Source organism: Kitasatospora sp. cg17-2, from assembly GCF_054031055.1.
The window spans coordinates 750,152-771,778 of sequence record NZ_CM132923.1; the positions used below are offsets into that span (position 1 = coordinate 750,152).

Below are 21,627 nucleotides of genomic sequence, written 5' to 3' on the forward strand. Positions count from 1 at the left end.
CCATGTGAGAGAGCGACAGGTGACCCCGATGCCGGAGATGTCCGAAGAACTCGACCAGATCGCCGTCGTGGGGATGGCCGGCCGCTTCCCCGGTGCCCCCGACGTCGACAGCTTCTGGAGGAACCTGGAGGAGGGCCGGGAGTCGATCGAGGTGCTCTCCGGGGCCGCGCTGCGGGCCGCCGGGGTGGACCCGGCGGTGTCCGGCCGGGACGGCTACGTCCCGGCCAAGGGCGTGCTCGCCGGGGCCGACCGCTTCGACGCGGCCTTCTTCGGCTACAACCCGCGCGAGGCCGAGATCATGGACCCGCAGCACCGGGTGTTCCTGGAGTGCGCCTGGGAGGCGCTGGAGTCGGCCGGCTGCGTGCCGGAGGACTTCGAGGGCCGGATCGGCGTGTTCGCCGGCTCCGGGATGAACACCTATCTGCTGCACAACGTCACCGCCAACCGCCGGGTCTTCGAATCGGCGGGGCCGTACCAGACGCTGCTGGCCTCGGACAAGGACTTCCTGGCCACCAGGGTCGCCTACAAGCTGGGCCTGACCGGCCCGGCGATGAGCGTGCAGACCGCGTGCTCGACCTCGCTCACCGCCGTCCACCTGGCCTGCCAGAGCCTGCTGAACGGCGAGTGCGACCTCGCCCTGGCCGGCGGGGTGTCGATCGGCTCCCCGCTGGAGCAGGGCTACCAGTACGAGCCGGGCGGCATCCTCTCCCCCGACGGGCACTGCCGGCCGTTCGACGCCTCGGCGGGCGGCACCGTGCCCGGCAACGGCGTCGGCGTGGTGGTGCTGCGCCGGCTGGCCGACGCGCGGAGCGACGGCGACCGGGTGGACGCCGTGGTGCTGGGCTCGGCGGTCAACAACGACGGTGCGCTGAAGGCCGGTTACACCGCGCCGAGCGTCGACGGGCAGGCCGCGGTGGTCTCCGAGGCGCTGGCGATGGCCGGGGTCGACGCGGGCTCGGTCGGCTACGTGGAGACCCACGGCACCGGCACCGCGCTCGGCGACCCGATCGAACTCGCCGCGCTGACCAGGGCCTTCCGCGAGGACACCGAGGAGACCGGCTACTGCGCGATCGGCTCGGTGAAGAGCAACATCGGCCACCTGGACGCCGCCGCCGGGGTCGCCGCGCTGATCAAGACGGTGCTGGCGCTGCGGAACGAGGCCGTCCCGGCGTCCCTGCACTTCACCAAGCCCAACCCCGAACTCGACCTGGACTCCGGCCCGTTCTTCGTCAACGACCGGCTGCGGCCGTGGCCCCGGGGCGAGCGGCCGCGCCGGGCCGGGGTCAGCTCCTTCGGCATCGGCGGCACCAATGTGCACCTGGTGCTGGAGGAGGCGCCCGCGCCTGCCCCCGACCCCGAGCCGGCGGCCGCCGACGAGGACAGCGCCCCCGTCCTGCTGCCGCTGTCCGGCCGCACCGCCGAGGCCGTCGCCGAGGGCGCCCGGCGCCTCGCCGACCACCTGGAGGCCCACCCCGGCCTGCGGCTCGACGACGTCGCCCACACCCTGATCCACCACCGCCGTGCCTTCGGCCGCCGCGCCGCACCGGTGGCCCCCGACCGGGCCGGGGCGGTGGCCGCGCTGCGCGCCGTGACCGCGGCCGCTACGACGGAGGCCGCCGAGGGCGCCCGGGTGGCGTTCCTGTTCCCCGGCCAGGGCACCCAGTACGTCGACATGGCCCGCGGCCTGTACCGCCGGGAGCCGGTGTTCACCGCCGAACTCGACCACTGCGCCGATCTGTTCGCCGCCGAACTGGGCGAGGACCCGCGGGCGCTGCTGTTCCCCGCCCCCGAGGAGGCCGAGGCGGCGGCGGAACGGCTGACCCGCACCGAGTACGCCCAGCCCGCGCTGTTCCTGGTCGAGTACGCGCTGGCCCGGCAGTGGACGGCCTGGGGCGTGCGGCCGGACGCGATGGTCGGCCACAGCGTCGGCGAGTACGTCGCCGCCTGCCTGGCCGGCGTCTTCGAACTCGCTGACGCGGTAAGGCTGGTGGCGGCCCGGGGCCGGCTGGTCGCGGCGATGCCCGCCGGGTCGATGCTCACCGTGTTCCTGTCCGAGCGGGAGCTCGCGCCCTGGCTCGCCGGCACCGCCGACGGCACCGAGGGCCTCGGCCTCGCCGTGGCCGCCCTCAACTCCACCGGGCTGAGCGTCGTCTCCGGCCCGACCGACGCGGTGGACGCGCTGGAGCGGCGCCTCAAGGAGGCCGCCGTCCCCTGCCGCCGGCTGCACACCTCGCACGGCTTCCACTCGCCCGCCATGGACGGCGCCGTCGGCCCGCTGGTCGAGGCGGTCCGCGCGGTGCGGCCGAACCCGCCGCGGATCCCGTTCTGCTCCAACGTCACCGGCACCTGGATCACCGAGCAGGAGGCGACCGACCCGGAGTACTGGGGCCGCCACCTGCGGCAGCCGGTCCGCTTCGCCGACGCCGCCGCGCTGCTGCTCGCCGACCCGTCCTGGGTACTGCTGGAGGTCGGCCCCGGCCACACCCTCGGCGACTTCGTCCGCCGCCACGGCAGCTGGCAGGACGGCCGGACGGTGGTCGGCTCGCTGCGCCACCCGCAGGGGCGGGAGGACGACGCGCTGCTGCTGCGCCGGAGCCTGGGCGCGCTGTGGAGCGCGGGCGTGCCGGTCGACCGGGAGGTCCTGCGGCCGGGCGCCGACGGACGGGTGCTGCGGCTGCCCGGCTACGCCTTCCAGCGGCAGCGCTACTGGGTGGAGCCGGACCGCACCGCCGCGAGCGACCCGGCGGCCACCGGCGCCACGACCGCGGCCGGGCCGGTCCCGGTCGAGGACTGGTTCCGCACCCCCGGCTGGCGGCGCCTCGCCCCGCGGACCGCCCGCACCCCGGACACCCCGGCCGCCGCGGACGGCGGGCCGCTGTGGGTCGTGCTCGGCGACGGCACCGGCCTCGGCGCCGCGCTGGCCGAACGGCTGGCCGAGGGCGGCGCCGCCGTGGTCCGGGTCGGCACCACCGACGGTTCGGAGCGCACCGACGGGCTGCGCGTCCCCGGCCCGCACGCCCGCGGCGCGAACTCCTGGTCGCTGGACCCGGACGACCGCGCGCAGGCCGCCGAACTGCTCGGCGCGCTGGACCTCCGGGGCGCCGCCTCGCTGCGCCTGGTGCACCTGTTCAGCCTCGGTGACGAGCTGTCCGACAGCGACGTGCTGGACGGCGAGCCGCTGGACGAGGCCCGCCTGACCGCCGCCCGCCGACACGGCCCGGACAGCCTGGCCGCCCTCGCCCAGGCCCTCACCGACGCCCGCCCCACCGTCCCGGTCACCCTGGACGTGCTCTGCCGGGGCGTGCACAGCGTCACAGGCGAGGAGCCGCTGCGGCCCGAGCAGGCCCTGCTGGCCGGCCCCTGCACGGTGATCCCGCAGGAGCTGCCGGACGTCGACTGCCGGCTGCTGGACATCACCGGTACCGACCCGGCCGCCCCGGCGGAGGAGGCGGTGCGCGCCGTGCACGAGCTGCTGCGGCGCGACCCGGGGGAACGCGAACTCGCGCTGCGCGGACGGCACTGGTGGGTCCGCGACTTCGACCCGCTCCCGCTCCCGGCCGGCTCCGCCCGCACAGCCGGTTCCGCCGAGACCGCCGACGGCCCGGCCGACCCGCCGGCGCACCCCCGCGACGGCGGTGTCTACCTGGTCACCGGCGGCCTCGGCGGCGTCGGCCTGGCCCTCGCCGAGCAACTGGCCGAGGGCGTGCGGGCGCCGGTGCTGGGCCTGCTCGGCCGCTCCGACTTCCCCGCCGAGGAGGACTGGCCGGCCTGGCTGGCGGAGCACGGCGAGCAGGACCCGACCGGCGCCCGGATCCGCCGCCTCACCCGGCTCCGGGAGCGCGGCGCACGGATCGCGCTGCTGCGGGCCGACGTCACCGACGAGCGCGAACTCGGCGCCGCGCTGGCCGCCCTGCGCGCGCGGTTCGGCCCGCTGAACGGCGTGGTGCACGCGGCCGGGGCGCCGTCCACCGGCATGCTCGCCCGCCGGACCCGCGCGGACGCCGACGCCGTCCTCGCGGCGAAGACCGTCGGCACCCTGCTGCTGGACCGGCTGTGCGCGGACGACCCGCTGGACTTCCTGCTGCTCTGCTCCTCGGTCAGCGCCGTGCTCGGCGGCCCCGGCCAGAGCGACTACGGCGCGGCCAACGCCTTCCTGGACGCCTTCGCCCAGTGGCGGCGCCGGCAGGGCCGCCCGGTGACGGCGCTCGGCTGGGGCACCTGGGAGGGCGTCGGCATGGCCGCCGGACTCACCGGCCGGGCGGCCGCCGCCGGGCCGGAGACGGGCCACCCGCTGCTGCACCCGGTCCGCACCGAGGGCACCACCGTCGTCTTCGAGACGGTGCTCTCCACCGCGGACAGCTGGATCGTCGACGACCACCGGCTGATGGGCCACGGCCTGGTGCCGGGCACCGCCTACCTGGAGCTCGTCCGGGCCGCGCTGGCCGGGCAGGCCGGGGAGCGCGAGATCGAGCTGCACGACGTGCTGTTCATGACGCCCGTGGTCGTCCCCGACGGACAGCACCGGACGGTGTTCACCACGATCGAGGAGCGGGACGGGCGCCCGTACTTCACCGTCCGCAGCCGTCCGGCGCCGGACGCGCCGTGGCGCGAGCACGCGACCGGCTCGGCCTCGTTCCACGAGCGCGGCCCGGACGTCGTCCGCGACCTGGCGGAGGTGCTGGAGCGCTGCGAGGTGACGGAGGTCCTGGAGACCGAGGAGGAGATCCGCCGCCGGCTCGGGGTGGAGCGCTTCGAGGAGGGCGGCGGACCGCTGCGGTTCTGGTTCGGACCGCGCTGGCAGGTGCTGAAGACCATCCGCACCGGCGGCCGGCGGATGCTCGCCACCCTCCGGCTGGACGAGGCCTTCCTCGCCGACCTCGCGGACTACCCGCTGCACCCGGCCCTGCTGGACATGGCCGGCGGTGTGTTCCGGCTGCACGCCGAGGACCCGTACTACCTGCCGCTGACCTACCGCAGCCTGCGGATCCTGCACCCGCTGACCGGCACGGTGGAGGTCGCCGTGGAGATCAAGCACCCGGCCGGGTCGACCGGGGAGACGCTCACCTGCGACCTCGAACTGCTCGACCCGGACGGCCGGTTGCTGGTCCAGGTGACCGACTTCACGGTCAAGCGGATCAACGACGTCGAGGCGCTGCTGACCCAGATCGGACAGACCGTCGCGGAGGCCGAGGCGGCCGGCGAGGACGCCGGGGCCGCTACCGGAGCCCGTACTGCCGGGGCGCTGGCCGCGCTCGCCGAGGGCTTCGGCGAGCCGGAGGGGCGGGCCGCGTTCGCCCGGGTGCTGGCGCAGCCCGAACTCCCCGCCCACCTGGTCGTCACCCCGCAGGACTTCACCGCCCTGCGGCGGCTGGCCCGTTCGATCACCCCGGCGCTGCTGGCCCGTGAGCTGGAGCAGCTGGCCCCGCTCGGCGGCAGCCACCCCCGGCCCGAGCTGGCGACCCCGTTCGTGGCGCCCGCCACCGAGCGGGAGGAGGCCGTCGCGGCGCTCTGGCGGGAGGTGCTGGGCGTCGAGGAGGTCGGTGTGCACGACGACTTCTTCGCCCTGGGCGGCCACTCGCTGGCCGCCGTGCAGATCAACACCCGGATCCGGAGCCGCTTCGGCACCGAACTCGACCTGCGGGACTTCTTCCAGTCCCCCACCGTCGCCCACACCGTCGACCTGCTGGCCGGGGGCGGCGGTACCGGCAACGGCGACGGGGACACCATCCAGGCCCTGAGCCGCGCCGGGGACGGCGGGGCACCCGGGCACGAGGACCTCGACGACCACGACCCCGGCGGCCCGGACACCCTGGACGGCCCGGACGACCCGGACACCCTGGACGATCTCGACGGCCTGTCCGACGAGGAGGTGGAGGCCCGCCTCCAGGCCCTGCTCGCCGAGGAGGCGGCCGAAGAGGCCGCCGCGGAGTCCGCCGCGGACCGCGCCGACCGGGGGAACCAGGAATGAGCGCCCGCGACACCCACGGAACCCCCGAGGACGGACGTGCGATGACCACCCCCGACCCCGCGACGCTCTCCGCCGCCGAGAAGCGCGCGCTCCTCGCCGAACGCCTGCGCCGCAAGAAGGCCGCCCGGCCCCGGGAGCACCGGTTCCCGGCCTCCTTCCCGCAGCAGCGGATGTGGTTCCTGGACCAGCTGACACCGGGCGACACCGCCTACAACGTCTGCGGCGCCACCCGGATCCGCGGCCCGCTCGACCTGGACCTCTGGCGGCGCGCCGTCTCCGCGATCGCCCGCCGCCACGAGGCGCTGCGCACCACCTTCCGGGCGGTGGACGGCGAGCCCGTCCAGGTGGTCACCGAGGGCGCCGAGCCGGGCTTCGCCGTCGTGCCGTGCGAGCATCTGGCCGGACCGGACGGCGAGGCGGGCGTGCAGGCGCTGGCCCGGGAGGAGTTCTCCCGCCCGTTCGACCTGGCCACCGGCCCGCTGGTGCGGATGCGCTTCCTGCGCCTCGCCGCCGACGAGCACGTGCTGCTGCTCACCATCCACCACATCGCCGGCGACCTCTGGTCCACCTCGGTGTTCCTGGACGAGCTGGTCACGCTCTACGGCGCCTACGCGGGCGGCACCGAGCCCGCACTGCCCGAACTGCCGATCCAGTACGCCGACTACGCGGTGTGGCAGCGCAAGCGGCTGGACGGGGACGGCGCCCGGGCCGACCTGGAGTACTGGCAGCGCACGCTCGAAGGGGCCCCGGCTGCCCTGGAACTGCCCACCGACCGACCCCGACCGCCCGTGCAGAGCACTCGCGGCGGCTCCCGCCCCTTCGCGCTCTCCGCCGGACTCATGGACCAGGTCCGGGAGTTCAGCCGGGCCGAGGGCGTCACCCCGTTCATGACCCTGCTCACCGCCTTCCAGGTGCTGCTGCACCGCTACACCCGGGAGGAGGACGTGGTCGTCGGCGTGCCGGTCGCCAACCGGGGCCGCCCCGAAGTGGAGCGGCTGATCGGCTACTTCGCCAATATGCTGGCGCTGCGCACCGACCTCTCGGGCGCGCCGTCCTTCCGCGAACTGCTGGGCCGGGTAAAGCCGGTGTGCCTGGGCGCGTTCGCCCACCAGGAGCTGCCGTTCGAGCGGCTGGTGGAGGAGCTGCACCCGCGCCGGGACCTCTCCCGCACCCCGGTGTTCCAGGTCTCCTTCGTGTTCCAGAACATCGCGATGCCCTCCTTCGACGTGGCGGGCCTGCACCTGGAGCCGATCGAGGTGGCCGGCAGCACCGCCCGCTTCGACCTGGAGCTCCAGGTCTTCGACCGGCCGGAGGGGCTGAGCGGCCGCTTCGAGTACAACAGCGACCTCTTCGACCCGGCCACCGTCGACCAACTGGCCGCCCATCTGCGGCTTTTGGTGGAGCAGCTGATCGCCGGTCCGGACCTCCCGGTCGGCGCGGTGCCGATGCTCGCGGCGGAGGAGGAGCGGCGGCTGCGCGAGCAGGGCAACGACACCCGCCGGGAGTGGCCCGACCGGGCCCCGGTCCACCGCCTGTTCGCCGAGCAGGCCGCCCGCACCCCGGCCGCCGAGGCGGTGCGCTGCGGCGCCGAGGCGCTGGACTACGCGGAACTGGACCGGCGCTCCGACCGGCTGGCCCGGCGCCTGCGCCGCCACGGCGTGGGCCGGGACGTCCTGGTGGGCGTGTGCACCGAGCGCTCGACCGACCTGGTGGTGGCGCTGCTGGCGGTGCTGAAGTCGGGCGGCGCGTTCGTCCCGATCGACCCGGAGTTCCCGCCGGAGCGGATCGCGTACATGCTGGCCGACTCCGGCCTGCCGGTGCTGCTCACCCAGCGGCCGGTGGCGGAGCGGCTGCCCGCGAGCGGCGCCGAGGTGCTGTGCCTGGACGAGCCCTACGAGGAACCCGCCGCCGAACCGGCCAAGGACCCGGCGGTGGCCGAGGACGACCTCGCCTACGTGATCTACACCTCGGGCTCGACCGGGCGGCCCAAGGGCGTGCAGGTCCCGCACCGGGCGCTGGCCAACTTCCTGCGCTCGATGCGGGAACGGCCGGGCCTGACGGCCGGGGACACGCTGCTCGCCGTCACCACCCACTCCTTCGACATCTCGCTGCTGGAACTGCTGCTGCCGCTGGTCACCGGCGCCCGGGTGGTGGTCGCCGAGCGCGGCGCGGCCGCCGACGGCGAGCGGCTGTCCCGGCTGCTGGCCGCCTCCGGGGCGAGCGTCGTCCAGGCCACCCCGTCCACCTGGCGGATGCTGCTGGACGCGGGCTGGCCGGGCGCACCGGGGCTGAAGGCACTGGCGGGCGGCGAGGCGCTGCCCGCCGAACTGGCCCGGCGGCTGCGGGCCGGCGGCGTGGAGCTGTGGAACATGTACGGGCCCACCGAGACCACCATCTGGTCGGCGGTGGCCGAGGTCGGGGACGGCCCGATCTCGATCGGCGCGCCGATCGCCAACACCGAGCTGCACGTGCTCGACGAGCAGGGCCGGCTGACGCCGCCCGGGGTGCCCGGCGAGCTGTACATCGGCGGCGCCGGCCTGGCCCGGGGCTATCTGGGCCGGCCGGAGCTGACCGCCGAGCGGTTCGTCCCGCACCCGTTCGGGGCCGGGCCGCAGGACCGGCTGTACCGCACCGGGGACCTGGTGCGCCGTCGGCGGGACGGCGGCATCGAGTTCCTCGGGCGGCTGGACCACCAGGTCAAGGTGCGCGGCTTCCGGATCGAACTCGGCGAGATCGAGAGCGAGTTGGCCCGGCGGCCCGAGGTCGGCCACGCAGTGGTGACGGTCCGCGAGGACGTTCCCGGCGACCAGCGGCTGGTGGCCTACGTGGTGCCGGCGGCCGACGGAGGACCCGGCCCGGCGGAGGAGTGGCCGGACCAGGTCGAGGAGTGGCGCCGGATCTGGGACACCGCCTACGACGACCCGGACGACGCCGCTGCCCCGGCCCCCGCCGCTGCCCCTGCCCCTGCCGTCCCCGAGATCCCCGGCGAGGACCTGCGCGGCTGGAACAGCAGCTACACCGGCGAGCCGATCCCGGCGGCGGAGATGCGCGAGTGGGCCGACCGCACCGCCGAGCGGGTGCTCGCCCTGCGCCCCCGCTCGGTGCTGGAGATCGGCTGCGGCACCGGCCTGATCCTCCAGCGGGTCGCCCCGCGGGTCGGGCACTACTCGGGCACCGACATCTCCGAGGTCGCCCTCACCGGTCTGCGCGAGGTCGTCGACGGCGCCGGCGACACCCTCGGCGAGGTCGCGCTGCACCTCTGCGCGGCCGACCGGCTCGACCGGCTGCCCGAGCGGCTCTTCGACGTGATCGTGCTCAACTCGGTGGTCCAGTACTTCCCGGACGAGCGCTACCTGCTGCGGGTGATCGAGGGCGCGCTGCCCCGGCTCGCCCCGGGCGGCTCGCTGTTCCTCGGCGACATCCGCAGCCTGCCGCTGCTGGAGTCCTTCCACCTGTCGGTCCAGCTCGCCCACGCCGAACCGGGCCTGCCGCCCGCCGAGCTGCTCGCCCGGACCCGCCGACGGCTGGCGGAGGACGAGGAACTCGTCTTCGACCCGGCGCTGTTCACCGCGCTGCCGAGCCGCTTCCCGGCCGTCCGCGAGGTCCGGGTGCTGCCCAAGCGGGCCGCCACCGCCAACGAGCTGACCCGGTTCCGCTACGACGTCGTCCTCACCACCGGACCGGCCGCCACCGCCCCGGAGGCCCCGCCGCTGGACCCGCTGGACTGGGCCGCCGAGGGCCTGACCGTGGCCGCGCTGCGCGAGCGCCTCGCGACCCGGCGGCCCGCGCGACTCGCCGTGTCCGGCGTGCCCAACGCCCGGCTGCGCGAACTCGCCGACACCCTCGGACGGCTCGACGACGGCCCCGAACCTCCCGCCGAGCGGCCCGAGGCCGTCGACCCCGAGGAGCTCTGGGCCCTCGGCGAGGCGCTCGGCTACCGGATCGAGCTCGACTGGTCCGCGCACGGCCCGGACGGCGCGTTCACCCTGCTCGCCCACCGGCCCGACGCCGACGGCGGGCCCGCGTCGCCCGTCCCGCCGCCCGCGGCCGAACCGGACTGGGGCCGCCTCGTCAGCGGCACCCGGCGCCGCCTCGCCCGCCGGCTCGTCCCGGCGCTGCGCTCCGCCCTGGCCGAACGCCTGCCCGGCTACATGGTCCCCTCGGCGTTCGTCCTGCTGGACGCGCTGCCGCTGACCCCCAACGGCAAGACCGACCGCAAGGCGCTGCCCGCGCCCGACGGCGACCGCCGCGACCTCGACGCGGTGTACGTCGCCCCGCGCGACGAGCGCGAGGAGGCGCTCTGCCCGCTGTTCGCCAAGGTGCTCGGGGTGCCGGCGGTCGGCGTCCACGACAGCTTCTTCGACCTGGGCGGCCACTCGCTGCTCGCCACCCGGCTGGTGTCCCAGATCCGCTCCGCCCTGGGCGCCGAGGTCCAGGTCCGAGCGCTGTTCGAGACCCCGACGGTGGCCGGACTGGCCGGCCGCCTCGCCGCCGAGGACCCCGACCGGGCCCCCGCGGCGGCCCGACCGGCGCTGGCCCCCGAGGCCCGGCCGGCCGAACTGCCGCTGTCCTTCGCCCAGCGCCGGCTGTGGTTCCTCGACCGGTTGGAGGGCCCCTCCGCCACGTACAACATCCCGATGGCGGTACGGCTGACCGGCTCCCTGGACACCGACGCCCTGCGGGCCGCGCTCGCCGACGTGGTGGAGCGGCACGAGGCGCTGCGCACCGTCTTCCCCGACACCGGCGGGGTGCCGCGCCAGCACGTCCTCGACCCGGCCGACGCCCGCCCGGTGCTCACCGTCACCGAACAGCCGGAGGCCACTGCGGCCGCCGCGGCCGTGCGGACCGCCGCCCGCCACCACTTCGACCTGGCCCGCCGGATCCCGCTGCACGCCGAACTGCTGGTGCACGGCCCGGAGCGGCACACCCTGGTCCTGGTGGTGCACCACATCGCCGCCGACGGCTGGTCCGTCGCCCTGCTCGGGCGCGACCTCGCCACCGCCTACACCGCGCGCCTCGGCGGCCGCCCGCCGCAGTGGGCGCCGCTGCCGGTCCAGTACGCCGACTACACCCTGTGGCAGCACCGGCTGCTCGGCGGCCAGGACGCCCCGGACAGCCTGCGCAACACCCAACTCGCCTACTGGCACGAGGCCCTGGCCGGACTGCCGGAGCGGATCGCGCTGCCCGTCGACCGCCCGCACCCGGCCTCGGCCACCCACCGCGGCGGCACCGTCGCCCTGCGCTGGGACGCCCAGCTGCACACCGCCGTCGCCACGCTGGCCCGCCGGCACGACGCCAGCGAGTTCATGGTGGTGCACGCGGCCCTGGCCGCCCTGCTGCACCGGCTCGGCGCCGGGGACGACATCCCGGTCGGCGCGACCGTCGCCGGCCGCACCGACGCCGCCACCGAGGACCTGGTCGGCTTCTTCGTCAACACCCTGGTGCTGCGCGCCGACCTGTCGGGGGCGCCGACCTTCCGCGAGCTGCTGGCCCGGGTCCGCGAACGCGGTCTGGACGGCTACGCCCACCAGGACGTCCCGTTCGAGTTCCTGGTGGACGCGCTGCGCCCGGCCCGCTCCACCGCGCACCACCCGCTGTTCCAGGTGCTGCTGGCCTGGCAGAACGTCCCGGACGCGGTGCTCGGCCTGCCCGGTCTGGCCGAGGAGGCCGTGCCGGTGGACAGCGGCGGCGCCCGGACGGACCTGGTGTTCTCGCTGACCGGCCGCCGCGCCCCCGGCGACGGCGCGCCCGCCGGGATCGACGGCGTGGTGGAGTACAACGCCGACGTCTTCGACCCGGCCACCGTGGAGCTGCTGGCCGAACGCCTGCGGCGGATGCTGCTGGCGGTCTGCGCCGCCCCGGACCGCCCGGTCGCCGAGGCCGAGCTGCTCTCCCCCGAGGAACGGCACCGGCTGCTCACCGACTGGGCCGGCAGCGGGCTCCCCGCCCGGTCCCCCGCCACCCTGCCCGCGCTGTTCGAGGCCCAGGTGGCCCGCACCCCCGGCCGGACCGCGGTCGTCGACCCCGGGCGGGAGCTGACCTACGCCGAGCTGGACGCCGAGGCCAACCGGCTGGCCCGGCTGCTGATCGCTCGCGGCGCGGGCCCGGAGCGGCCGGTCGCGGTGGCGCTGGGCCGCTCGGCCCGGTCGGTGGTGGCCATGCTCGCCGTGGTCAAGGCCGGCTCCGCCTACCTGCCGGTCGACCCGGACTACCCGGCGGCGCGGATCGCCTTCCTGCTCGACGACGCCCGCCCGGTCCTGCTGGTGACCGACGACGGGTCGGCCGCCGCACTGCCGGAGGGCGAGGTCCCGCTGCTGCGGCTGGACCGGCCCGAGGTGCTCGCCGAGCTGGCCGCGCTGCCCGACGGCGCGCCGACCGACGCCGACCGCGCCGAACCGCTGACCCCGGCGCACGCGGCGTACCTCATCTACACCTCGGGTTCCACCGGGACCCCCAAGGGCGTGGTGGTCACCCACACCGGCCTCCCCGGCCTGGTCGCGGCGCAGGCCGAGGGCTTCGGGCTGGACGAGCACAGCCGGGTGCTGCAGTTCGCCTCGCCGAGCTTCGACGCCTCGGTGGCGGAGCGCTGCGACGCGCTGCTGACCGGCGCCGCGCTGGTGGTCGTCCCCAAGGAGGAGCTGCTGCCCGGCGAGCCGCTGACCCGGACCTGCGAGCGCTACGGCGTGACCAACGTGACGCTGCCGCCCAGTGTGCTGGCCGCCGTGCCGGAGGGCGGGCTGCCCGCCGGGCTGTCCCTGGTGGTCGCGGGCGAGTCCTGCCCGGCCGCGCTGGCCGACCGCTGGTCGGCGGACCGGCGGATGGTCAACGCCTACGGGCCGACCGAGACCACGGTGTGCGCCACCCTGACCGGGCCGCTGGCGCCCGGCGCCGGTGACCCGCCGGTCGGCCGCCCGATCGCGGGCGCCCGGGTCTACGTGCTGGACGAGGGGCTGCGGCCGGTGCCCGCCGGCGTGCCCGGCGAGCTGTTCGTGGCCGGCGCCGGTCTGGCCCGCGGCTACCTGGGCCGGCCCGGACTGACCGCCCGCCGCTTCCTGCCCGACCCGTTCGGCGCGCCCGGCACCCGGATGTACCGGACCGGGGACCTCGTCCGGTGGCGGGCGGACGGTCGGCTGGACTTCCTCGGCCGCACCGACCACCAGGTGAAGGTCCGGGGCTTCCGGATCGAGCTGGGCGAGATCGAGTCCGCGCTCTCCGCCCGTCCGGACACCGCCCGGGCCGTGGTGACGGTCCGGGAGGACCGGCCGGGGCAGCGCACCCTGGTCGGCTACCTGGTCCCCCGCCCGGGTACCGCGCCGGACCCGGCGGCGGTGCGGGCGGCGCTGGCCGCCGAGCTGCCGCCGTACCTCGTCCCGGCCGCCGTGGTGGTGCTCGCCGAGCTGCCGCTCACCGCCAACGGCAAGGTGGACCGGGACCGGCTGCCCGCCCCCGGCTTCGCCCCGGGCGCCGGGTCCGACCGGCCGCGCACCCCGGTCGAGGAGACCCTGTGCGCGATCTTCGCCGAGGTGCTCGGGCTCCCCGAGGTCGGTACCGGGGACGGCTTCTTCGACCTCGGCGGTGACAGCATCCAGGCGATCCAGGTGGTCTCCCAGGCCCGGAGCGCCGGGCTGATGATCGGTGCCCGGGACGTCCTGGCCCATCAGTCGGTGGCCGCGCTGGCCGCCGTGGCCGTCCCCGCGGACGCGACGGCCGGGCCCGGGGACGACGGCGTCGGGACCGTCGGGCCCACCCCGATCATCGAGTGGCTGCGCGAACTGGACTCCCCGATCGGCGAGTTCAGCCAGGAGGCGGTGATCGCCCTGCCGCCGTCCGGTGTACTGGACCTGCCGCGGCTCACCGCCGCGCTCCAGGCGCTGGTGGACCACCACGCCGTCCTGCGCTCCCGGCTGACCGCCGCGCCGGACGGCCGCTGGGAGCTGGAGACCGGCCCGGTCGGCTCGGTCCGGGTCGCCGACCACCTGGTCCGGACGGACGCGGCCGGAGCCGACCCCGAGAAGCTGCGGGCGCTGACCGCCACCGAGGCCGCCGCGGCCCGACGGCGCCTCGACCCGGCCACCGGAGTGATGGTCGAGGCCGTCTGGCTGGACACCGGGGAGCACACGCCCGGCCGGCTGCTGCTGGTCCTGCACCACCTGGTGGTGGACGGCGTCTCCTGGCGGATCCTGCTGCCGGACCTCCGGGCCGCCGGCGAGGCCGTGCTCGCGGACCGTCCGGTGCTGCTGGCGCCGGTCGGCACCTCGGTGCGGCGCTGGTCGGAGCTGCTGGCCGCCGAGGCGGCGGCCCCGCACCGGCTGGCCGAACTCCCGGATTGGCAGCGGCTGCTGACCGGTACCCCGGCGCTGCTGCCCACCACCGGCCCGGCCACCGGCACCGGGCGGCTGGTCCTCACCCTCCCGCCCGAGGACACCACCGCCCTGCTGGGCACCGCCCCCGGCGCCTTCCACACCGGCGTGCAGGAAGTGCTGCTGGCCGCGTTCGGCCTCGCCCTGGAGGAGTGGCGCCGCCGCCGCGCACCGCTGGACCCGCCGGCCGACGGCGTCCTCGTCGCCGTGGAGAACCACGGCCGGCAGGAGGACCTCGCCGACGGGGTCGACCTGTCCCGCACCGTCGGCTGGTTCACCAGCGTCCAGCCGGTCCGGCTCGCCCCCGGCCCGCTGAGCTGGCCCCGGGTCACCGAGGCCGGGACCGAGCTGGCCGCCGCCGTCGTCCGGGTCCGGGAACAGCTGGCCGCACTGCCCGGCGACGGCCTCGGCCACGGGCTGCTGCGCCGGCTCAACCCCGCGACCGCCCCGGCACTGGCCGAACTCCCCTCCCCGCAGGTCGCGTTCAACTACCTCGGACGCTTCGCCGACGCCGGACCGGACACCCCCTGGGCGCCCGTCACCGCCGACGCGGCGCTCGCCCTGGGCGACCCGGACGCCCCGGTCGGCCTGCTCACCCACCCCGTGGAGCTCAACGCCGTCACCTACGACAGCCCCGACGGCCCCCGGCTGGCGGCCGGCTGGACCTGGGCGCAGGGTGTGCTCACCGAGCCCGAGGTGCGCGAACTGGCCGAGACCTGGTTCGCCGCCCTCAGGGCCGTGACCGGCTGCGCGGCCCTGCCCGGTGCCGGCGGTCCGCCGCCCGCGCGGCCCACCACCCGCCGACACTCCCGGCCCGCCCGGACCGGCGGCCTGGTGCCACCGGCCGACCGCACCCACGGTGTGCCGCTGTCCTTCGCCCAGCTGGACATCGTGCACCAGCCCGTCGACCCGGAGTCCTCGCACCACAACGTCATCACCGCGACCGTCCTCACCGGCACCCTCGACCCGGCGGCACTGCGGGCGAGCCTGGACACGATCGTGCAGCGCCACGAGGCGCTGCGGACCAGGATCGTCGAGGACGGGCCCGGCGACTGGCGCCAGTTCGCCGACCCCGTCGGCGGCTGGCCGCTCGCCACCGTCGACCTGCGCGAGCAGCCCGCCGCCGACCGCCGGGAGGCGGTGCGCCGACTGGTCGCGGCCGAGGTGGACCGCCCGTTCCGGCTGGCCGAGGGCCCGTTGGTCCGGGGCACCCTGATCGCCACCGAACCCGGCGAGTGGGTGCTGGTGCTGGTGCTGCACCACATCGTGGTCGACCTGTGGTCGTACGCGCTGCTCGGACGCGAACTGGGCGAGCTGTACGCGGCCCGGGTGCTGGGCCGCGAACCGCGGCTGCCCGCGCCGACCGTGCAGTACCCGGACTGGGCGGCCTGGCAGCGGCGGCGGCTCGCGGACGGTGTGCTCGACGAGCATCTCGCCCACTGGGAGCGGCTGTTGGCGGACCTGCCGGCGCTGCCCCGGTTCGAGGCGCCGGAGCACCAGCGGGACGGGGCCGTCACCGGGTACACCAGCGGCTTCGTGCTGGAGCCCGCGATCACCGCGGCCCTCAAGGAGGCGGCGCAGCGCGAGGGCGTGACACTGTTCATGCTGCTGCTGACCGGCTTCCACCTGCTGCTGCAGAGCTACGCGCGGGGCGGGGCACCGGGGGAGGAAGCGGCCGGTGACCTCGCGGTCGGCTTCCCGCTGGCCGGCCGGGAGCACCCGCAGACCGAGCAGATGATCGGCTTCTTCATCAACCCGGTCGTGGTCCGCCCCCGCCCGGCCGCCGACGCGACCGTGCGCGAGCTGCTGGCCGCCGTCCGGGCCGGCGTCCTGGACGCGCATCTGCACCAGGAGGTCCCGCTGCGGCAGTTGCGCAAGGACGCCGGGGAGGACCACAACCCGCTGCGGCTGCTGTTCAACCTGCTGAACGTGGCCGGCGACCCGCTGGACCTGCACGGCCTCACGGCGGCGCCGCTGAGCCTGGACGTCGGCGACGCCGAGGTGATCCCGGAGCTGGTCACCGAGATGCGCCCGCACAACGCCGACCTCTACCTGATGATGCACGAGTCCGAGGCCGGGCTGCGCGGCCTGTGGCTGTACTCGCCGGACCGGATCGACCCGGAGTCGATGGCGGCCATGATGCGCCAGTGGCCGTTCGTGCTGGAGCTGTTGACGCACCGGCCGGACCTTCCGCTGGCCGAGCTGCGGCGCCGCGTGCGCGACCGCGCCACCGGCTGACCCGCCCGCCCGCCTCCCGCGCCTCCCGTGCTTCCCGTGCTTCCCCAACCGAAAGGCCTTCGATGAACCGCACCGCCAACCCCGTCGCGCTGATCACCGGCGGCACCCGCGGCATCGGCCGTGCCACCGCCCTGCGACTGGCCGAGGACGGCTACGACATCGCCCTCTGCTACAGCACCGACGCCGACGCCGCCCGCACCCTGGAGAAGGAACTGCTGGACCTCGGCCGCGCCGCCTACGTCCGCCGGACCGATGTCGCGGACGCCGAGGCCGTCCGCGACCTGGTGGACGGCGCCGAGGACGCGCTCGGCCCGATCACCGCGCTGGTCGCCTCGGCGGCGATCCTCCGCGACACCCCACTGCTGCTGATGGAGGACCAGGACTGGCAGGACGTGCTGCAGGTCAACCTCAGCGGCGTCTACCACGCCTGCCGCGCGGTCGTCGACGGCATGGTGCTGCGCCGCCACGGCGCCATCGTCAACCTGTCCTCGGTGGCCGGGATCTGCGGCAACGCCGGGCAGACCAACTACGCGGCGACCAAGGCCGGCATCATCGGCTTCACCCGCTCGCTCGCCCAGGAGGTCGGCCGCTACGGCATCCGGGCCAACGCGGTCGCCCCCGGCTACATCGACACCGACCTGGTCGCCCAGCTGCCCGAGGAGGCCGTCGAGCGGTCCCTCGAACAGGTCGCGCTGCGCCGCCTCGGCCGCCCGGAGGAGGTGGCCGACCTGGTGGCCTTCCTGCTCTCCGACCGGGCGAGCTACCTCACCGGCGAGGTGCTCCGGATCGACGGCGGCTTCCGCTGACCCGACCGGCCGCCCCGCCCCCTCCTCGTCCCTGGAGCCCCTCGTGCAATGGACCGTCCTGGTCAACGACGAACAGCAGCCCGCCCTCTACCCCGCCGACCGCCCCGCCCCGGCCGGCTGGCACCCCACCGGGTTCACCGGCACCGAGGAGACCTGCGCGGCCCATGTGGACGCGACCCGGCCCGACCTCCGCCCGCTTCCGCCGCGCTCCTGAGCAGCGCCCTTCACGCCGCCCTTCACGCCGCCCTTCACGTCTCCCTTCACGCCTCCTCGAATCATTCGGAAACTTTCCTAACCAAATCCATTGACCCCGCGGCCCGGGACCCCGATTCTGTGAGACACCCGCCGCGGGCCGTCGTCGTCCGCCGCGGGCGGTCCTCCACCTCCCCCTGAGCTGCCGTCAGCCCCGTGCGGCGGATCGACGAAAGCGAGTTGGCATGCGCAAGACCATCGGAGTCCGCCTGACCGCCCCGCTGCTGGCCGCCACCCTCGGTCCGGCCGCCCTCCTGCTGGCCCCGGTGGCCTCCGCCGCCGCAGACCCGGCGGTCGCCCTCGCGGCCGCGCCCGGGATGGCCGCCGCGCCGTACGAGTACCTCGGCTGGGGCAACCCGCAGAAGCCGACGGACGTGATGAAGGCGACCGGCGTCAAGTGGTTCACGCTGGCGTTCATCCTCTCCGACGGCGGCTGCAACCCGAAGTGGGACGGCAGCCGGCCGCTCACCGGGGGCGCCGACGAGGCCGCGATCAAGTCGATCCGGGCGGCCGGCGGCGATGTGGTGGTCTCGGTCGGCGGGTGGAGCGGCAACAAGCTCGGCGAGAAGTGTTCCAGCGCGAGCGCGCTGGCCGGCGCCTACCAGAAGGTCATCGACGCCTACAAGCTCAAGGCCTTCGACATCGACATCGAGGACACCGAGTTCGGGAACGCGACGGTCCGTCAGCGGGTGGTCGACGCCCTGAAGATCGTCAAGGCGAAGAACCCCGGTCTGGTCACCTACATCACCATGGGCACCACGCCCACCGGCCCCGATGCCACCGGAACGGACCTCATCAAGCGGGGCGCCGCGGCCGGCCTCGCCAACGACGGCTGGGTGGTCATGCCGTTCGACTTCGGCGGCCACAGCGGCACCATGGGGCAGGCCTCCGTCGGCGCCCTGGAGGGCCTCAAGGCGGCGGTGAAGAGCGCCTACGGCTACAGCGACGACGCCGCCTACCGGCACATCGGGGTGTCCTCGATGAACGGGAAGACCGACGAGGCCGGCGAGACCGTCACCACCGCGGACTTCCGCACCCTGCTCGGCTACGCCCAGCAGCACCACCTCGCCCGGTTCTCCTTCTGGTCCGTCAACCGCGACCGCGCCTGCGGCTCGGGCACCGACGCCGACGCGTGCAGCGGCGTCGCGCAGTCCCCGTACGAGTTCACGAAGATCGTCGTCCAGTACCAGGGCTGAGCCCCCTCGGCCGGGGGCGGCGGCCGGTCCGCCGGCACCGCCCCCGCCGGTCAGCCCAGGTAGCGGCCGTCCCGGGCGACCACCCGGCCGGCCCGGAGCACCAGCTCGCGCGGCGGCAGGTCGACGACGACCTGCGGCAGGCACTCGCCGGACACCAGCATGAAGTCCGCCGGCGATCCCGGCTCCAGCGTCGCCCTCGGCAGGTCGAGCAGCTCGGCGCCGCCGTCGGCGGCCAGCGCGAAGCACTCGGCCAGCTCCTGGTCCGTACGGGCGTCGGTCGTCCAGCCGAGCAGGTGGGCCCGGTGCAGCATGTCCGCGTTGCCGTACGGGCTCCAGGAGTCCCGCACACCGTCCGAACCGAGGCCCACCCGCACGCCGTGCGCCCGGAGTTCGCGGAACGGCAGGACCTGGTGCGCCGAGGGCGCCACGGTGGTGAGTCCGACACCGGACCCGGCGAGCAGTTCGGCCAGCTCGTCGAGCCGCTCGCCGCCCAGCTCCGGGACGCAGAAGGCATGGCTGACCACGACCCGGCCGGCCAGACCGGCGGCCCTGGTCCGCGCGGCGATGTCGCGCAGCGGGGCGAGTCCCCGGTCGCCCCGGTCGTGCAGATGGACGTCCAGCCGCAGCCCGTACCGCTCGGCCAGGCCGAAGACCAGGTCGAGCTGGGCCGGGCCCTCGCCGTCCGGACCGCCGTCGAAGCCGTCCGGGTCGATGCCGCCGACCGCGTCGATCAGCCCGCCCGCCGCCGCCTCGGCCAGCAGCGCCCCCGCCCCGGGGGTGCGGCGGACGCCGTGCTGCGGGAAGGCGACCAGCTGGAGGTCCAGCGCCCCGGCCAGCCGCTCCCGCACCTCGGCCAGACCGGTCACCCCGGCCAGGCCGAACGCGGGCGCGACGTCCACGTGCGCCCGCACGGCGCGGGTGCCGGAGGCCACGGCGTGGGCGAGCAGCCGGTGGGCGCGCTCGGCGAGCGGGGTGCGCTGGTGCCGGTGGAGGTCGACGTCGCCCCGCACGTACTCGGGCAGCGAACCGGCCGGGCGCCGGCTGTACCAGGGCTCGCCCCAGGCGGTCTTGTCCGGGTGGATGTGCGCGTCCACCAGGGTGGGCAGCGCGATCCGGCCCGCGCCGTCGACCACCTCCGGCTCGGCGCCCTCCGGCAGCCGGTCGACCAGCAGGCCGTCGACGGCGACCAGGTCGACGGCCCGTTCGGCACCGTACGGGCGGACGTCGCGGAACACGGTGACGGCGGGGGCGGCCATGGGGGTCAGCCTCTCGGTGCGGGGCGCTGAGGACGGGAAACTCCCAGTGTCCCGTCGATTCCCGGCCGGGGGATCGACCGATCGGACGACACGGCCGTCCACCGACCGTCGCCACCGGACGGGCCGAGCCGCCGATTCCCGACCCCGGCCCGATGACGGAGGGTGGGAGGCGGCCCAGTCCGAGGAGGAGCCGTGACCACCCGCGCCGCACGCGCCCGCACCGCTGTCCTGTCCGCTGTCCCGACCGCGCTGACCGCGACCCTGCTCGCGGCCTGCGGCGGCCCGGCCCCCGCGCCCGCGCCTACGCCCGTGCCCACGTCCGTGCCCACCGCCACCGCGACGGCCACCGCCACCGCCACGCCCAGCGCTACGACCGCCGCCACAGCCGGGACCCCCTCCCCCACACTGCTCGTCACCGACTTCGGCGCCGACACCGTCACCTTCGTCGACCCCTCCCGCCCCGGCCGCGCCGCCGACCTCGGCTCCGTCCGCGTCGGCACCGCCCCGTACGGCCTCGCGGTCGCGCCCGACGGCACCGCCTGGGTCGCCACCGCCGAGGGCGTCGCCGTCGTCGACACCCGTACCCGCACCCGCGTCGCCCTGGTGCCCCACACCACCCGCACCGGGCCGGTCACCACCGGCGAGTACCGGGGCGGCGGCATGGGCATCGCGCTCTCCCCGGACGGCACCCGCGCCTACGTCGGCGTCAACGTGCCCGGCGGCAACGGCACCCTGGAGGTCGTGGACACCGCGACCCGGGCGGTCGTCCGGGTCGTCCCGGTCGGCCGCCGACCCTTCGACGTGGACGTCTCCGCCGACGGGCGCCAGGTCTACGTCACCGACCACGACTCCTTCGACGTCGTCACGGTCGACACCGCCACCTGGGCCGCCCGCCGGACCGAGGTCGCGCCGTACGGCACCGAGGGCGGGCTCGGTTCCTGGCTGAAGCCGCACTACGCCGCCGTCCGCCCCTCCGACGGCGCCCTGCTGCTCCCCTTCGAGGGCGAGCGGCTCGCCGTCGTCGACCCGTCCACCGGCCGGGTCACCGTCGAGCCGATGACCGCCGACACCCATCAGCACGGCATCACCGCCGCCCCCGACGGCACCCTCTACATCGTCGGCACCGGCCCGATCGACCCCGCCACCGACGCCGGACCGTCCCTCACCGTCCGCGCCCCCGACGGCAGCGAGCGCCTCGTCCCGCTGGACGGCCCGCACGAGACCGTCACCCTGTCCCCCGACGCCCGCACCGCCTACGTCTCCGGCGGCTTCACCCGCGAGGGCGGCTGGGACGGCCTCACCGTCGTCGACATCGCCACCGGCCGCACCTCCCGCGTCCCCGTCGGCCACCTGCCGCTCGCCGTCGCCGTCCTCCCGGACCGCCCCTGACAGAGGATCCCGAGGGGCCGCGGAAGCGCCGACGCCGGAGCCCCGGCGATCCCATCGATCGGATGATTCCCTTGCTATATAAGTCAGTTGACGTATCTTCCGGTTCGGATCCCCCTCGATCGTTGACGACCGGCCGTCCGGAGGATTGGCTTCCCGGAAAGC

The 21,627-nt window shown here is 76.0% G+C and carries 7 protein-coding genes; 6 read left to right on the forward strand and 1 reads right to left on the reverse strand.

Annotated features, from left to right (window positions below; genetic code table 11):
• Positions 1-28: 28 nt before the first annotated feature.
• From ACW14Y_RS03085 to ACW14Y_RS03105, 5 genes are all read left to right on the forward strand, one after another.
• Positions 29-5,968: an SDR family NAD(P)-dependent oxidoreductase gene (locus ACW14Y_RS03085; protein WP_456985769.1), complete on the forward strand. Its 5,940-nt coding sequence runs from the start codon at positions 29-31 to the stop codon at positions 5,966-5,968.
• Positions 5,965-16,566, forward strand: coding sequence for an amino acid adenylation domain-containing protein (locus tag ACW14Y_RS03090; RefSeq protein WP_456985770.1), 10,602 nt, complete (start codon positions 5,965-5,967; stop codon positions 16,564-16,566). Before ACW14Y_RS03085 ends, ACW14Y_RS03090 begins: the two co-directional genes overlap by 4 nt.
• A 62-nt stretch (positions 16,567-16,628) precedes the next feature.
• Entirely contained in the window at positions 16,629-17,372 is a 744-nt protein-coding gene (gene fabG, locus ACW14Y_RS03095) for a 3-oxoacyl-ACP reductase FabG (RefSeq protein WP_456985771.1), read from the forward strand.
• Between the two features lie 43 nt (positions 17,373-17,415).
• Positions 17,416-17,586 carry an MbtH family NRPS accessory protein gene (locus tag ACW14Y_RS03100; protein ID WP_380305969.1) on the forward strand — a complete coding sequence of 57 codons (171 nt, stop codon included), beginning with the start codon at positions 17,416-17,418 and terminating at the stop codon, positions 17,584-17,586.
• A 223-nt stretch (positions 17,587-17,809) separates the two neighbouring features.
• Positions 17,810-18,820 carry a chitinase gene (locus ACW14Y_RS03105; RefSeq protein ID WP_456985772.1) on the forward strand — a complete coding sequence of 337 codons (1,011 nt, stop codon included), beginning with the start codon at positions 17,810-17,812 and terminating at the stop codon, positions 18,818-18,820.
• Positions 18,821-18,870: 50 nt separating this feature from the next.
• On the opposite strand, the gene ACW14Y_RS03110 is transcribed toward ACW14Y_RS03105, so the two are convergent.
• On the reverse strand, positions 18,871-20,076 hold the full coding sequence (locus tag ACW14Y_RS03110) for an amidohydrolase family protein (protein WP_456985773.1): 1,206 nt from the start codon (positions 20,074-20,076) through the stop codon (positions 18,871-18,873).
• A 192-nt stretch (positions 20,077-20,268) separates the two neighbouring features.
• Between ACW14Y_RS03110 and ACW14Y_RS03115 the strand changes: the two genes are divergently transcribed.
• Positions 20,269-21,465, forward strand: a complete 1,197-nt coding sequence (locus ACW14Y_RS03115) for a hypothetical protein (RefSeq protein ID WP_456985774.1) — start codon at positions 20,269-20,271, stop codon at positions 21,463-21,465.
• The last annotated feature ends 162 nt before the right edge of the window (positions 21,466-21,627 follow it).

Bases quoted from the DNA above. Each gene is read 5' to 3' on its own strand.
- ACW14Y_RS03090 (WP_456985770.1), top strand. From the start codon at position 5,965: ATGAGCGCCCGCGACACCCACGGAACCCCCGAGGACGGACGTGCGATG.
- ACW14Y_RS03110 (WP_456985773.1), bottom strand. From the start codon at position 20,076: ATGGCCGCCCCCGCCGTCACCGTGTTCCGCGACGTCCGCCCGTACGGT.
- fabG (WP_456985771.1), top strand. From the start codon at position 16,629: ATGAACCGCACCGCCAACCCCGTCGCGCTGATCACCGGCGGCACCCGC.
- ACW14Y_RS03105 (WP_456985772.1), top strand. From the start codon at position 17,810: ATGCGCAAGACCATCGGAGTCCGCCTGACCGCCCCGCTGCTGGCCGCC.
- ACW14Y_RS03085 (WP_456985769.1), top strand. From the start codon at position 29: ATGCCGGAGATGTCCGAAGAACTCGACCAGATCGCCGTCGTGGGGATG.